The organism is Pedobacter lusitanus, from assembly GCF_040026395.1.
GTDB classification, from domain to species: domain Bacteria; phylum Bacteroidota; class Bacteroidia; order Sphingobacteriales; family Sphingobacteriaceae; genus Pedobacter; species Pedobacter lusitanus.
The window spans coordinates 4,297,276-4,311,348 of sequence record NZ_CP157278.1 but is presented as its reverse complement, the minus strand read 5'-3'; the positions used below and the strand labels follow the sequence as shown (position 1 = coordinate 4,311,348).

Annotated in this window: 16 protein-coding genes; 8 read left to right on the top strand and 8 right to left on the bottom strand. The window is 38.0% G+C overall.

The window, feature by feature from the left end; all coding sequences use genetic code 11:
• Together PL_RS18480 and PL_RS18475 are read right to left on the bottom strand one after the other, a co-directional pair.
• Positions 1 to 1,152, bottom strand: a complete 1,152-nt coding sequence (locus PL_RS18480) for a BT_3928 family protein (protein WP_041881393.1) — start codon at positions 1,150 to 1,152, stop codon at positions 1 to 3.
• 29 nt (positions 1,153 to 1,181) lie between these two features.
• Positions 1,182 to 1,724 (bottom strand): DUF1599 domain-containing protein, encoded by a 543-nt coding sequence (locus tag PL_RS18475; RefSeq protein WP_041881390.1) that lies wholly within the window; start codon positions 1,722 to 1,724, stop codon positions 1,182 to 1,184.
• A gap of 84 nt (positions 1,725 to 1,808) precedes the next feature.
• On the opposite strand from PL_RS18475, the gene folP reads away from it, so the two are divergent.
• Both folP and cdaA read left to right on the top strand, forming a co-directional pair.
• A complete protein-coding gene (gene folP, locus PL_RS18470) occupies positions 1,809 to 2,666 on the top strand; it encodes a dihydropteroate synthase (RefSeq protein ID WP_082035902.1) in 858 nt (285 codons plus the stop codon).
• A gap of 46 nt (positions 2,667 to 2,712) precedes the next feature.
• Entirely contained in the window at positions 2,713 to 3,504 is a 792-nt protein-coding gene (gene cdaA / locus PL_RS18465) for a diadenylate cyclase CdaA (RefSeq protein WP_041881385.1), read from the top strand.
• Positions 3,505 to 3,595: 91 nt separating this feature from the next.
• Here the strand turns inward: cdaA and PL_RS18460 are convergent, their stop codons facing one another.
• The 4 genes from PL_RS18460 to PL_RS18445 form a co-directional block, all read right to left on the bottom strand.
• Positions 3,596 to 4,006 (bottom strand): BrxA/BrxB family bacilliredoxin, encoded by a 411-nt coding sequence (locus tag PL_RS18460; RefSeq protein ID WP_041881383.1) that lies wholly within the window; start codon positions 4,004 to 4,006, stop codon positions 3,596 to 3,598.
• 360 nt (positions 4,007 to 4,366) lie between these two features.
• The gene (locus PL_RS18455; RefSeq protein ID WP_200890726.1) at positions 4,367 to 4,645 is read right to left on the bottom strand and encodes a ubiquitin-like protein; all 279 of its coding nucleotides are present in this window, start codon (positions 4,643 to 4,645) and stop codon (positions 4,367 to 4,369) included.
• Positions 4,646 to 4,725: 80 nt separating this feature from the next.
• Positions 4,726 to 5,019: a ubiquitin-like protein gene (locus PL_RS18450; RefSeq protein ID WP_082035898.1), complete on the bottom strand. Its 294-nt coding sequence runs from the start codon at positions 5,017 to 5,019 to the stop codon at positions 4,726 to 4,728.
• Between the two features lie 63 nt (positions 5,020 to 5,082).
• Positions 5,083 to 5,373 carry a ubiquitin family protein gene (locus PL_RS18445; RefSeq protein WP_082035901.1) on the bottom strand — a complete coding sequence of 97 codons (291 nt, stop codon included), beginning with the start codon at positions 5,371 to 5,373 and terminating at the stop codon, positions 5,083 to 5,085.
• 224 nt (positions 5,374 to 5,597) lie between these two features.
• On the opposite strand from PL_RS18445, the gene PL_RS26030 reads away from it, so the two are divergent.
• From PL_RS26030 to ahcY, 3 genes are all read left to right on the top strand, one after another.
• Positions 5,598 to 5,735: a hypothetical protein gene (locus PL_RS26030; RefSeq protein ID WP_410429551.1), complete on the top strand. Its 138-nt coding sequence runs from the start codon at positions 5,598 to 5,600 to the stop codon at positions 5,733 to 5,735.
• 221 nt (positions 5,736 to 5,956) lie between these two features.
• On the top strand, positions 5,957 to 6,376 hold the full coding sequence (locus PL_RS18440; protein ID WP_041881376.1) for a hypothetical protein: 420 nt from the start codon (positions 5,957 to 5,959) through the stop codon (positions 6,374 to 6,376).
• 241 nt (positions 6,377 to 6,617) lie between these two features.
• Positions 6,618 to 7,934 carry an adenosylhomocysteinase gene (gene ahcY, locus PL_RS18435; protein WP_041881374.1) on the top strand — a complete coding sequence of 439 codons (1,317 nt, stop codon included), beginning with the start codon at positions 6,618 to 6,620 and terminating at the stop codon, positions 7,932 to 7,934.
• Between the two features lie 73 nt (positions 7,935 to 8,007).
• On the opposite strand, the gene PL_RS18430 is transcribed toward ahcY, so the two are convergent.
• A complete protein-coding gene (locus PL_RS18430; RefSeq protein WP_087149076.1) occupies positions 8,008 to 9,018 on the bottom strand; it encodes a polysaccharide deacetylase family protein in 1,011 nt (336 codons plus the stop codon).
• 22 nt (positions 9,019 to 9,040) lie between these two features.
• Between PL_RS18430 and PL_RS18425 the strand changes: the two genes are divergently transcribed.
• The 3 genes from PL_RS18425 to PL_RS18415 all read left to right on the top strand — a co-directional run bounded on the left by PL_RS18425 (position 9,041) and on the right by PL_RS18415 (position 13,287).
• On the top strand, positions 9,041 to 9,754 hold the full coding sequence (locus PL_RS18425) for a pyridoxine 5'-phosphate synthase (protein ID WP_041881424.1): 714 nt from the start codon (positions 9,041 to 9,043) through the stop codon (positions 9,752 to 9,754).
• A gap of 78 nt (positions 9,755 to 9,832) precedes the next feature.
• A complete protein-coding gene (gene gcvP / locus PL_RS18420; protein WP_041881370.1) occupies positions 9,833 to 12,721 on the top strand; it encodes an aminomethyl-transferring glycine dehydrogenase in 2,889 nt (962 codons plus the stop codon).
• Between the two features lie 152 nt (positions 12,722 to 12,873).
• Positions 12,874 to 13,287: a response regulator gene (locus PL_RS18415; protein ID WP_041881366.1), complete on the top strand. Its 414-nt coding sequence runs from the start codon at positions 12,874 to 12,876 to the stop codon at positions 13,285 to 13,287.
• Here the strand turns inward: PL_RS18415 and PL_RS18410 are convergent.
• Positions 13,274 to 14,041, bottom strand: coding sequence for an MBL fold metallo-hydrolase (locus PL_RS18410; protein WP_041881365.1), 768 nt, complete (start codon positions 14,039 to 14,041; stop codon positions 13,274 to 13,276). The two genes, PL_RS18415 and PL_RS18410, sit on opposite strands and share 14 nt — an antisense overlap.
• Positions 14,042 to 14,073 lie beyond the last annotated feature (32 nt).

Here is a 14,073-nt window from a genome sequence, read left to right as displayed (position 1 = left end):
TTACTTATTGAAATAAGCGGCTTTTAATTTTTCCAGTGAAGGCAGAGACTGATAGCTCCACTTGTTAATCACGACCCCGTTTTTCAGCAATATGATACCGGGGTTAGCCCTGACCATACTTTTTAGCGGTACAGCATCGGCATAAAATATCTCCGCAAATAATTTGTGATTCTTACTGAATACCGCGGCATCCTGCGCAGAATTAGACGTGAGAAGTACAGTACGGATATTAAATTGCTCTGTCAGATCTAAAGTCATTGCATTCAGTTTCCCAATCGCATCTTCGTTAGTCTGTTTCAGATTGTAAGCAACTATAATAATGTTATAATATGGGTTCTCTATCAGTTCTTTGGTATAATCAGTTCCTGAAGCATCGCTGATAACCAAATCCTTAATTTTAGCTTCATAGCCTTTCTTAATGAGTTTCTGCTCCGGCTGACCAACAATCTCCCAGTTACTGTCTTTCCAGATTTCTGTCTTCAGATAATCTTTATCACTCATTTCTTTGGTCTCTCCTGTTGCTTTGTTTTTCAGCTTATACATAATCAGAAATAAATCTGGTTCTGCACCTGCAGGAATTTTCATCGCCTCCGGTATACTGGCTCCCTTTTTATAAGGTAAAAAGTCAAGTACCGGCAGAAAGGTATAGGTATAAATACTGAATATAACTGAAAGTGCGACAACGGCGATCAGACCAATTTTCTGCTTACCCGGGTTTACGGTGACCGGTAAAATCTTATTCCGGTTGATAAACAAATATACAATCAGAACCAGTAAAATCAGATCCTTGGAGAAAGACTGCCATGGAGTTAAAGGAATGGCATCACCAAAACAACCGCAGGATGTAACTACTTTAAAAGCAGCAGAAACAAAGGTTAGAAAAGTAAAAAATATAATAATTCCGAGCAGGCCGGTAGTTACCTTTTTACTCCAGAATCCAAATAGCAGTAAAGCACCCAGAACAATTTCAAGTACGCAAAGAAAAATAGCTATACCGGTAGCAAAAGGGCTTAAAAACGGAATATGAAATACATCAAAATATTCTTCCAGTTTATATCCGAATCCGAGTGGATCATTGGCCTTAATCAGACCTGAGAAAATAAAAAGTATACCTACAAATATTCTTGAAAAATTAAGCGCGGCTTTGTTCATCTTTTTACAGCTATTTTAATTTATTGATATTATTTTACATCCATTCTGATCAATGCAAAGACTGCATAATTCAACATATCCTGATAGTTGGCAACAACTCCTTCGGATGCTACTGTCTCTCCAAGATTATCTTCAATCTGTTTAACCCTGAATATTTTCATCAGAATAAGATCTGTCAGTGAACTGACTCTCATATCTCTCCAGGCCTCCCCATAATCATGATTTTTAGCAAACATCAGGTCTTTTGTTTCTTTTACCTTCTGATCAAACAGGGCTTCTACTACACCAAGCTCCATTTCATTTGGATCATTCTCTGTCATTTCACTTTGCATCATTGCAATTACACAGTAATTGATGATTGCGATATATTCGGGAATAATACCCTCCCCTACTTTAGAAACCTTTTTTTCTTCAAGGGTACGGATACGCTGAGCTTTGATGAATAACTGATCAGTGATAGAGGACAGACGCAGAATGCGCCAGGCAGTTCCATAATCTTTGGTTTTCTTTAAAAAAAGCGATTTGCAAACCGCAATTACTGAATCGAATTCTTGTGAGGTATTTGTTGCCAAAACAATTAAAATATTTAGAGTCTGATAAATTAAAACGCCTTCTTAGTTTAAAGCTATTTTAATACTGTATTTTTGTACAGAATGATGGCTAAAGATACATTTTTAAACCGAAAAATAACACTTAACCTAAAAGGTGAACTCCTGGATTTAAGCCGCCCCTGTGTGATGGGCATACTAAATTTAACACCTGATTCTTTTTACAGCAACAGCAGAATGAGTTCTGTGGATGCTGCGCTGGAACGGACAGAAGCCTGTCTGAATGAAGGTGCTGCTTTTATAGATATAGGAGCCTATTCTTCCCGTCCCGGAGCAGATGAGGTGACTACAGATGAAGAACTGAAAAGAATCATTCCGGCAATCACTGCAATCAGTAAAAGATTTCCCGAGGCGAAGCTTTCTATTGACACCTTCAGAGCCAAAGTTGCCAGAGAAAGTATTGAAGCCGGAGCACATGTAATCAATGACATTTCTGGTGGAAATCTGGACGAACAAATGTTTGAAACAGTTGCAGCGTTAGACGTTCCCTATATCCTGATGCATATGCAGGGCACACCTCAGACCATGCAGCAAAAGCCAGTTTACAAAAACATAGGGCTCGAAGTAGTGGATTATCTTGCACAAAAAATAAGTGTTTTAAAGGCAATGGGAATTAAGGACGTCATCCTGGATCCTGGTTTCGGCTTTGCTAAAAACACAACACACAATTACCAGTTGTTTAGTCAGCTGGAAAACCTGAATATATTTGGTCTGCCTGTATTGGTTGGCATTTCAAGAAAATCAATGATTTACAAATTACTGGGAACTACTGCAGAAGAGGCATTGAATGGAACTACCGTACTTAATACCATCGCTCTGCAAAAAGGGGCAACTATTTTAAGAGTGCATGATGTGCGTGCTGCAGCAGAGTGTATTGCAATTGTCGAAAAAATGCAACAATCCTAGAATCTAATTTTAAACAGATTCTTATTATTTTCCTAACTTGGCAACAATGAAAGGCTTTGACTTTGATTTTCTAACGATAACTGTAACGGATGTAGTGGACATTTTGTTCGTTGCTTTCCTCATTTACTATACTTACAACCTGATTAAAAACACACTGGCAGTAAATTTACTGCTGGGTATGTTTATTATCCTGATCTTATGGTTTGTAGTAGATGCATTAAATATGCGTCTGTTATCTTCTATCATTAATAAATTCATGAGCGTTGGGATTATTGCATTGATTGTGATTTTCCAGCCTGAGATCAGACGTTTTCTGCTGCTGATTGGAAAGAATACCTTTTTACAAAAAAACAAGGCGTGGTGGGGCTATTTATTTGGCAGTAAAGATATCGAACGAGATAATCTGGTAAGAATAAAGCCCATTATTGATGCCTGCAAAAGCATGAAAAAATCCAGAACAGGGGCTTTGATTGTATTTGTCAAGTTTTACGATGATCAGTTATTTGCCAATAGCTGCGAACTGATTGATTCTAAAATCTCCAAACGTTTATTGGAAAGTATATTTCAGAAATACAGTCCGTTGCATGACGGAGCAGTTGTCATTGCTGAAAATAAGATTAAAAGCGCCAGCTGTATATTACCGCTGACCGATAATGATAAATTGCCTCCGCAATTTGGACTGCGTCACCGTGCAGGAATTGGTGTATCAGAAACGACTGATGCAGTTGCAGTAATCGTATCTGAAGAAACCGGCGAAATTGCTTATGCAAAACAAGGCAGGGTCAGAATGAATGTATCTTTCGGAGAGCTGGAAAAATTACTGAATAAGGACTTTTAATCTTTCTTTAAAAAGATATGGTAATAAAAAATCCGGTACAAAGACCGGATTCCTTACCGGTATACACCGGATATATCTTTTAAGATATTAATTAGCAGTATTGCTCAAAAGCACCAATCAGGTTATCAGCAATCATTTGAGCTGCACGTCCTTCAATTTGATGACGCTCAATCATATGTACCAACTTACCATCTTTGAATAATGCCATTGCTGGCGAAGACGGAGGGAAAGGCATCATATAACTTCTCGCTCTGTCCACTGCTTCTTTTTCCATCCCTGCAAAAACAGTAATCAATTTATCTGGATGTTTTTCATTAGCAGCAGCTAATCTTGCTGCCGGTCTTGCATTCGAAGCTGCGCAACCACAAACAGAATTCACAACTACAAAGACAGTTCCTTCAGAAGAAATAGCATTGTCCACATCTTCTGCAGTTTTCATTTCTTCAAAACCTACTTTTGTAAGTTCTGCACGCATTGGTTCAACTAAGTATTCTGGATACATATATAAAAGCTTTAATATTATTCAATTTTACATACAAAGGTACTGCACTGTTACATAGCATCAAAGGAATACTATCGGGGTCAATCGTTTTTTACCTTGAAATTACTTTGAATCAGTAAGACTTATCTGTGGATCTGCATCGGGTGTACTTAATTTGTCACTCGTCACAACTCTTATAAAATCTGTATACTGAATTGTTTTGCGGAAATTAATGTACATTGAATTTTATTGTGAGCCGGGACCAAATAGTCAGCCAGCCCCGGACCTTGCCAGTAATATAGGGAACAAGATCTTTCCGGGTGTTATAATTAAGCCTGTTATTTCCAGTTTAAACACTGAAAATAACAGGCTTGTCCACTACTATCTTAATATCAGATGGAGTGTACTTTCTTTCTGAATATTATAATCGCTCAAAGTTCTGCCATCTTCCAATTGTCTGCCTGCGAAAATTAAACGCTGCCAATCAACCGCGATACCTTCTTTGTCCCGTATTTTAGCTTTCACATTTTCAATCGTATCTGAAGGTTCAACTTCAAGTGTGATTGTCTTGTTTTCTAATGTCTTTACAAAAATTTGCATCGCATAAGCCGAGCTGATCAATGAGCAAAGCATGAAAACCATAACTAAGGATAGTGACATTTTTTTTAACATAGTTTTAGAATTTAGGGTTTATTAAAATATAAATTGAGGTTATTAAACTTGAGACAAATTATTATCAGTTACTGCCTTATTATCAGATGTAGTGTACTTTCTTTCTGAAGATTGTAATCACTCAGCGTTCTTCCTTCTTCCATTAGTTTTCCGCCATAAATTAAGATCTGTTTATCGACAGGTATACCTTCTTTGTCTTGTATCTTTTGTTTTATATTGTCAATCGTGTCCGAAGACTCAACTTCAAGTGTAATTGTCTTACCTGCTAAAGTCTTAACAAAGATTTGCATGGCAGAAGCCGTGCTGACAAATGCGCAAAGCATGAAAACCACAAATAAGGATAATGAGATTTTTTTCAACATAGTTTTAGGATTTATTTAAGTATGAATCAGGTTATTAAATTTGAGGTAAGTTCTTACTCTTTGTTACCTTAATACCAGATGCAGTACACTTTCTTTCTTAATATTATAATCGCTCAAAGTTCTTCCATCTTCCAATTGTTTACCCGCAAAAATTAAGCGCTGCTGATCAACAGGTATACCTTCTTTGTCCTGTATTTTAGCTTTTACATTTTCAATTGTATCAGAAGATTCAACTTGAAGTGTAATTGTCTTGCCTGTCAAGGTCTTTACAAAAATTTGCATGGCAGAAGCTGAGCTTACAAATGAGCAAAGCATGAAAACCACAAATAAGCATAGCGAGATTTTTTTTAACATATTTTCCTGTTTATTATTTACAAGGGCAATATAATTTATTATTTTAACCAAAACAATATTATATAGTTTTATTTAAACATAAATAAACTCATTGAGAACAACAAGTATTTAATTAATAAACATGAATTAGCTAAAACTAAAATACACATAATAAAAAAGCACTTATTCTTATCATGCCTCAGCTTATTTCTGTTATGTGGTTCAAAAAATATTAAAGCAGACAAATTGCTCCCGGAAGCAGCTACACCTGGAATGTGGGTAATTATGCAACAATAGTCAGCGGACAGGGGACCAGTTCAATAATTGTAACATTATTCAAATATCCGAAAACACATTTCTATATGTCACTATTTCAGCTGTAGAAAATAACACAGCACTGGAAAGAAAATTCATCCAAAAAGTATCTGGCTGCAATAGCTGCCAGGCGGATTAAAATATTTCAAAAACAGAAAATGCCCTCCATCAATGAAGGGCCTTTTCTGTTAAATAAGCAAAAAATTTTCACTCAGATAGGGGTATGAACAGATAATAGCGTTTAAACATTTATTAAAAATATAATTATCATTCATTTAAAAAATATCAAATGAAAAATCCGTTACTTCTATTCACCAATCACACTAAACTCCTGCTTACTATCTGTACAGGTCTGACCTTTTTTCTGGGCTCATGTAAAAAGGACAAAAACACCGCTCCTGCTACAAGAGAAGTAAACATTGAGTACAGAGTAAGTCTTGCCAATCCGACTGTTAAATCCACTGTAAATATTCTTTATACGCCAACTGATAAAGCCTGGACAATTATGCCGGAAATAAATCCTCCGTTCTCAAAGAAATTTACAAGAACTATAAAAAAAGGTGACGGTATCAAATTTGAAGGTTTCATTACCGACGGCGGAAATGTAAATCTGGAACTACTGATAGATGGTAAGACGGTTTATGCTGAAACCTGCTACAACCGTTCTTTCCTGAAAGAAGAACCCAAGGATATATACAATTTCCAATAGATTTTTTCCGGCCTTTCTTTTTGAAAGGCTTTTTTTACATCCCCACCTCCTTTTGTATCATTTGAAAATCAAGAATGTGGAGATCTCTGCATAAACTACCCAACCATCTGATACCCTTTTGAATTTGGCCAAACTATTGTGTAATTTTGCAAAAGAAAAAGAAGCCACTATAACCAAGAGAACCGGCCGATTTTTCAAAACTTAACAATTAACTATAAATCAGTTACTTAACAAAATAAATATGTCATCAGTAGAGACTACTTATGTTCCTTTTAAAGTAAAGGACATTTCACTGGCAGAATGGGGCCGTAAAGAAATTGGATTAGCTGAAGCAGAAATGCCGGGCTTAATGTCTTTACGTGCAGAATTTGGTCCATCAAAACCATTAAAAGGTGCGCGTATCGCTGGATGTTTGCACATGACTATCCAGACTGCAGTTTTAATTGAAACTTTAGTTGAACTTGGAGCAGAAGTGACCTGGTCATCATGCAATATTTTCTCTACACAAGACCATGCTGCTGCTGCTATTGCTGCTGCAGGAATCCAGGTTTATGCGTGGAAAGGTCTGAACGAAGCAGATTTCGACTGGTGTATTGAACAGACTTTACATTTCGGTCCTGAGAGACAGCCACTAAATATGATCTTAGATGACGGTGGTGATTTAACCAACATGGTTTTCGATAAATATCCTGAGCTGATTGCTGCGATCAAAGGATTATCAGAAGAAACCACTACTGGTGTTCACCGTTTATACGAGCGTATGAAAAACGGAACTTTACATTTACCGGCTATCAACGTAAATGATTCAGTAACCAAATCTAAATTTGACAACAAATACGGTTGCCGTGAGTCATTGGTAGACGCGATCCGTCGTGCTACTGATGTTATGCTTGCCGGTAAAGTAGCTGTTGTTGCAGGTTATGGTGACGTAGGTAAAGGTTCTGCCGAATCTCTAAGCTCACAAGGTGTACGTGTTATCGTTTCTGAAATTGATCCTATCTGTGCATTACAAGCTGCAATGGAAGGTTATGAAGTGAAAAAATTCGCTACAGCAGTTAAAGAAGCTGATATCGTTGTAACTACTACAGGTAACTGTAATATTGTTCGTCCTGAGCATTTCAAGACAATGAAAGATAAAGTTATCGTTTGTAACATTGGTCACTTTGATAATGAAATCGATGTTGCCTGGTTAAATGCTAACTATGGTGATACCAAAGTTGAGATCAAGCCTCAGGTTGACAAATACACAATCGATGGTAAAGATGTTATTTTATTAGCTGAAGGCCGTTTGGTTAACTTAGGATGTGCTACAGGCCACCCAAGTTTTGTAATGTCTGCATCTTTCACTAATCAGACTTTAGCTCAGTTAGAGCTTTGGACTAATCCAGGTAAATATGAGAACAAAGTATATGTTCTTCCTAAATCACTGGATGAGAAAGTAGCACGTTTACACTTAGCTAAAATCGGTGTTGAATTAGATGTATTAGATCAACAACAAGCTGATTATATTGGCGTACCGGTTGAAGGTCCTTTCAAACCTGAAGCATACAGATACTAGTCTTCTCAGCAGCTTGTTTGACAAGCTGCTGGTATACAAAAAGGGGTGCAGACTTAAAGTCCGCACCCCTTTTTTATGACTTACCAGTTCCGTATTCGTCTTCTAAACTTTCTGTGAGATCGTACATCAGCCATTGTTTGCCAGTCACAGCTGCGGCCTTACTTTTTAACAGTTTGATGAAATCAGCTACACCTACCGGCTCATTCCCATTTCCATGAATCAGCACGATACTTCCGGCTGCTGGTTTTTGTCCTTTTGCCAGCCATGCATCACTACCAATCGGAATCACACCATAAGCCAGAACCTTATCTACTATTTCCTGATCAGAAACCAGTCCCGGGAATCTGAAAAATACTGAAGGAGTCAAACCACGTTGTATCATAGCCATTTCAGTCCCTAGTATTTCAAAATCCATACTTGTTCCAGGCTCCAGTAAAAAATTAGTTCTCAATGGTGCAGTAGGGCTCACATGGTGATAGAATGAATGATTTACCCAGGTAATTTCTATTTCCTTCTTTGCTACCAGTTCCTTCAGCCAGTTCAGATCATCATTATGCGCCATCATCCATCTCCCCGTGACAGAAAGCGCAAGAGGAACCGGTTGTTCAGTCTTTGCAAATTCTTTAATGAGTGAGGTAAAGATAATCCGGTCAAGTGGTTTATGTGAAGGACAAAGATCTATAGTCAGTGTTACCCCTTTTTCCTTTGGAAAACCATGGGTAATACCAGCATCCTGCAAAGCAATGGACTCTTTCCGTGCAGCATCAAGCGCTCTGAAATAAGCAGTTTGCTGAAAATATGTTTTTGCACTTTTCCAATCCAGCTGGCGCAGGGTAATTCCTGAAGCAGGCAGAAGCTGAGAAGATAACGTGCGGGGATTTACGGCCAGATAAAACAACTCCCCGTCTTTCAGCATTTTACGGATTACTAAAAGTTCCTCTCCCTTTACTTTTGCCACGCCCGTATACAATACGTAATTTTTCATTCCTTCCTGTGCTGCACAGACAGTTGTCCCAAAAAACAAAAAACACCAAATAATTACACAGAACGTTAACCTGTTTACAATAATATTATACCTGTTCATGTTTTATGGATTATCTTTGTACATGGCAAAACTATCAGTAAATATCAATAAAATAGCCACGTTACGCAACAGTCGCGGGGGAAACAATCCAGATCTGGTTAAGGTAGCACTTGACTGTGAACGTTTTGGTGCGGAAGGAATCACTGTACATCCAAGACCTGATGAACGTCATATCCGTTATCAGGATGTATTCGATCTTAAAACAGCCATTTCAACAGAATTCAATATAGAAGGTAACTGCAAAGAACAAAAATTCATTGACCTTGTACTGGCAAACAAGCCAGCACAGGTAACACTGGTACCAGATACTGAAGGACAGATCACTTCCAATCATGGATGGGATACTATAAAACATCAGGCCTATCTTAAAGAAATGGTACAACTGTTTCAAAAAGAAGGTATCAGAGTCTCTATCTTCACAGATCCGGTAAGAGAAATTATCGAAGCTGCACAGACTACAGGAACAGATCGTATAGAACTTTATACAGAGTATTACGCTTCCAATTACGCAAAAGATCCGCTCAAGGCAATCACCCCTTATACACAGGCAGCACACACTGCAAACAAGCTGGGGCTAGGAATCAATGCCGGGCACGACCTTGACCTGAATAATCTGAAATATTTTGCAGATAACATCCCTAATTTACTGGAAGTTTCAATCGGTCATGCCTTAATTAGTGACTCACTTTATTTAGGCCTTGAAAACACGATTCAGCTATATCTGAAACAATTGTAGAATATATTTAGTTCAGGCTATTCCATTGGAATAAAACTGAAATTTTAATACCTTTGCGCAAATTTATTGTTAACCGTCATGAGTTTAAACATCCATTACAAAGAAGACTTTAAAAACCGTCATATTGCTCCAAATGCGGAGGATACTGCGGCTATGTTAAGCACCCTTGGCCTGGGTTCTGTTGCTGAATTGATCGAACAAACTGTTCCTCAAAAAATCAGGTTAAAACAGCCACTTAATTTACCTGCAGCAAAGTCTGAGAAAGAATATCTGGAGAGCCTTAGACAAACGGCTTCACTGAATAAGGTTTTTAAATCTTATATCGGACAAGGATATTATGACACCACCACTCCGGGAGTAATTCTGAGAAATGTGATGGAAAATCCAGGATGGTATACTCAATATACACCATACCAGGCTGAAATTGCACAGGGCCGTTTACAGGCTTTACTGAACTTTCAGACTATGGTCATCGACCTTACAGGTATGGAAATTGCAAATGCTTCTTTATTAGATGAAGGTACTGCAGCAGCTGAGGCTATGTTTATGCAGTTCAGTCTGCGTAAAAATCAGCAGGCAAATAAATTCTTTGTTTCTGAATTATTATTCGCACAAACTATAGACATCTTAAAAACCCGTGCAAACCCTTTTGGAATTGAGCTGGTAATTGGTGATCATCAGACATTTGAAGCAACAGAAGATTTCTTTGGTGCTATCGTTCAATATCCTGCCGGAAATGGTGAGGTATTTAACTATACTTCATTTGCTGAAAAAGCACATGCTAAAAATGTTAAATTAACAGTTGTTGCTGACATCTTAAGTTTAACCCTGTTAACTCCTCCGGGAGAATGGGGAGCTGATATTGTTGTAGGTACAACACAACGTTTTGGTGTACCAATGGGCTTTGGAGGTCCTCATGCTGCATTTTTTGCGACTAAGGATGAATACAAACGTTCTATCCCGGGCAGAATTATCGGTGTAACAATTGACAGTCATAACAACTATGCTTTGCGTATGGCGCTGCAAACAAGAGAGCAGCATATCCGCAGAGACAAAGCGACATCAAATATCTGTACTGCACAAGCTTTATTAGCTATCATGGCAGGTTTCTATGCAGTATACCATGGTCCGAAAGGCCTGAAATTAATTGCTGAAAGAACTCATGGTTTAGCTGTAGCACTTTCACAATCAATTGAGCAGATCGGCTATAAACAATTAAATAAAGTTTATTTTGACACTATCCGTGTTGATTTAGGTGATTTAAAAGATTCAATCCACAAAGAGTGTATCGATAACGAAATCAACCTGAATTATAACGGTACAGTAGCTACAATTGCACTGGATGAAACCACTTCTCTTGCAGATATCAAATTACTGAACAAAATATTTTCTAAAGTAAAAGCTATCTCAGCTGACAATGTTGAACTGGCCAACGAGAAAAACATTGAAACTGTAATTCCAGCTGCACAACAACGTACATCTGCTTATTTAACTCATCCGGTATTTAATTCGCATCATTCAGAACATGAAATGCTGCGTTATATCAAATCTCTGGAAGCAAAAGATCTTTCTCTTTGTCATTCTATGATAGCTTTAGGTTCATGTACAATGAAGCTGAATGCAACTACAGAAATGATCCCGGTTACCTGGGCGGAATTCGGAAGAGTTCACCCATTTGCTCCTGCAGATCAGGTAGCTGGTTATTATACTGTCTTCAATGAAATTGATCGGTGGTTAAGTGAAATCACTGGTTTTGCAGCGATGAGCTTACAACCAAACGCAGGTGCTCAGGGAGAATATGCAGGTTTAATGGTAATCAGAGCTTATCATCAGGATCGTGGTGATCATCAGCGTAATATCGCTTTAATCCCTTCTTCAGCACACGGTACCAATCCTGCATCAGCAGCGATGGCCGGTATGAAGATTGTGATTGTTAAATGTGATGCCAATGGTAATATTGACGTTGCTGATCTGAAAGCAAAAGCTGAAGAACATCAGGCTAATCTTTCCTGCTTTATGGTTACTTATCCATCTACACACGGTGTATTTGAAGAAAGTATCATAGAAATCTGTGAAATTATCCACGCTAACGGTGGACAGGTTTATATGGATGGTGCAAATATGAATGCTCAGGTTGGCTTAACCAGCCCGGCAAATATTGGTGCTGACGTATGTCACCTGAATTTACATAAAACGTTCTGTATTCCTCACGGTGGTGGTGGTCCTGGTATGGGCCCGATCGGTGTAGCAGCTCACCTGGTAAAATACTTACCCGGACACGCAGTTGTTGACATCAATAATGAGAAATCCATTCACGCAGTATCTTCAGCTCCATGGGGTTCAGCATCTATCCTGATTATCTCTCATGCTTATATCGCAATGATGGGTGGCGAAGGATTGAAGAATGCAACCGAATATGCAATCCTGAATGCGAACTACATGAAAGCACGTTTAGAAAAACACTATCCTGTACTTTATTCAGGAAGTAAAGGACGTTGTGCCCATGAAATGATCCTGGATTGCCGTGAGTTTAAAAACTTTGGTATCGAAGTAGTTGATATCGCTAAAAGATTAATGGACTATGGATTCCATGCCCCAACAGTTTCTTTCCCGGTTGCAGGTACATTAATGGTTGAGCCAACAGAAAGCGAGCCTAAACATGAACTTGACCGTTTCTGTGATGCTTTAATTGCAATCAGACACGAAATTACCCAGGTAGAGAAAGGTACACTGGACAAAATTGATAATCCACTGAAAAATGCACCGCATACAGCTGCTAAAGTTACTGGTGATGAATGGTCACATAGCTACAGCAGACAAATTGCAGCATTCCCGTTAGCTTATGTTGCAGAACATAAATTCTGGCCTTCAGTAGGAAGAGTAAACGATTCATTCGGAGACAGATCACTGGTTTGTGCCTGTCCTCCGATAGAGAGTTATATGGAAGAAGAAGAAGTTACTTTGTAAACTGATAAAGTTCCTTTTATTGAAAAAGGAGGGTCATTTTAAAAAATGATCCTCCTTTTGTCAAATATATTAAACCGTCAAAGATTTACTTTACGTTTCTATTTTATATCTTTATATTAATCGCCGTGATCTTTTTATAAACTTTTAAGCTGATGAATACTAAAATTAACCTGCTGGTAATTGATGACGATGACATCAATATCTTCATTATTAAGAAAATAGTGGAGAAAACAGGCTATGAAGCGAAAATGGTTGCAAAGACAAACGGGCTCATGGCCATTGACTATCTGAAAGAACTGATAGAAAGTGATCAGGTATTACCCCATCTGATCCTGATTGACATCAATATGCCTGTACTCAACGGATGGGAATTTTTAGATGCCTATGAAAAACTGGGTATAAAAACTGAAATTGACATGTATATGCTTTCTTCTTCAGTCTATGAGAATGACATTGAAAAAGCAAAAACCTACAAAACAGTAAAAGGGTTTATTTCTAAACCCCTGTCTATTGAACGTTTGGTAGAGCTTTTTGAAGGCAAAAGTTTAGACTCTATACAACCTTAAACTGACCTTCTTCACCCAGTTCAATAAAACCCGTAGCTTTACTTTTACCATGATAGAAAAGACAGTTCCAATGCTCTTTAACGGCACTGTGTCCAAATTCTTCTCTTAGTTCCATTGACCTGCGGCCATCATAATCATATTTTGCAATAAACTTTTTCAGCAGTTCTTCCGGCTCAGGCAAAACATCCCCGCCAAAAAACACTTTATCCTCACCATCGTTTAATAACCAAGCCTGGTGAAAAGGCGTATGCCCTCCTGTTAATATATGCTGAATCTCTGGTGTCAAATTATCAGTTTCATCAACAAAGACCAGAGTTGCATTACGTTGAAGAAAATCAAAAATATCTGTTCGGTAAGACGACGAACTATTGGTAAATGCCCCTTCCCATTCCCCGCGCTGAATTACATAAGTAGCATTGGGGAAACTAAGTTCCATACCATTTTCCTTTTGATGTACCATTCCACCTGCATGATCAAAATGCAGATGTGACATTAAAACATAATCAACATCATCAGGATTGAAACCCGCTTTTTTTATATTCTCATGTAAGATCAACTGTCCTTCCTGATTACTGTAACCCAGTCCGGTGTCCAGTAAGAGTAATTTATCTCCCAGTTTAACAAGAAAAGGATTGACATGTATGAATAAAGATCCTGGTCTGTCTTTAGGGCTATCTGTCTGAGGATTAAAAGGGATGAACTTTTTATCGGCTGCAACAGAGTACGAACCTTCATATAAAGTGAAAACTTGCAATGGCGTAGGTATTAGTCAAAAGAATAATTAAT

Coding starts and splice junctions, on each gene's coding strand:
- cdaA (WP_041881385.1), top strand. CDS start 2,713: ATGAAAGGCTTTGACTTTGATTTTCTAACGATAACTGTAACGGATGTA.
- PL_RS18440 (WP_041881376.1), top strand. CDS start 5,957: ATGAAAAATCCGTTACTTCTATTCACCAATCACACTAAACTCCTGCTT.
- PL_RS18415 (WP_041881366.1), top strand. CDS start 12,874: ATGAATACTAAAATTAACCTGCTGGTAATTGATGACGATGACATCAAT.
- PL_RS18425 (WP_041881424.1), top strand. CDS start 9,041: ATGGCAAAACTATCAGTAAATATCAATAAAATAGCCACGTTACGCAAC.
- ahcY (WP_041881374.1), top strand. CDS start 6,618: ATGTCATCAGTAGAGACTACTTATGTTCCTTTTAAAGTAAAGGACATT.
- PL_RS18480 (WP_041881393.1), bottom strand. CDS start 1,152: ATGAACAAAGCCGCGCTTAATTTTTCAAGAATATTTGTAGGTATACTT.
- folP (WP_082035902.1), top strand. CDS start 1,809: ATGGCTAAAGATACATTTTTAAACCGAAAAATAACACTTAACCTAAAA.
- PL_RS18455 (WP_200890726.1), bottom strand. CDS start 4,645: ATGTCACTATCCTTAGTTATGGTTTTCATGCTTTGCTCATTGATCAGC.
- PL_RS18445 (WP_082035901.1), bottom strand. CDS start 5,373: ATGTTAAAAAAAATCTCGCTATGCTTATTTGTGGTTTTCATGCTTTGC.
- PL_RS18450 (WP_082035898.1), bottom strand. CDS start 5,019: ATGTTGAAAAAAATCTCATTATCCTTATTTGTGGTTTTCATGCTTTGC.
- PL_RS18460 (WP_041881383.1), bottom strand. CDS start 4,006: ATGTATCCAGAATACTTAGTTGAACCAATGCGTGCAGAACTTACAAAA.
- PL_RS18430 (WP_087149076.1), bottom strand. CDS start 9,018: ATGAACAGGTATAATATTATTGTAAACAGGTTAACGTTCTGTGTAATT.
- gcvP (WP_041881370.1), top strand. CDS start 9,833: ATGAGTTTAAACATCCATTACAAAGAAGACTTTAAAAACCGTCATATT.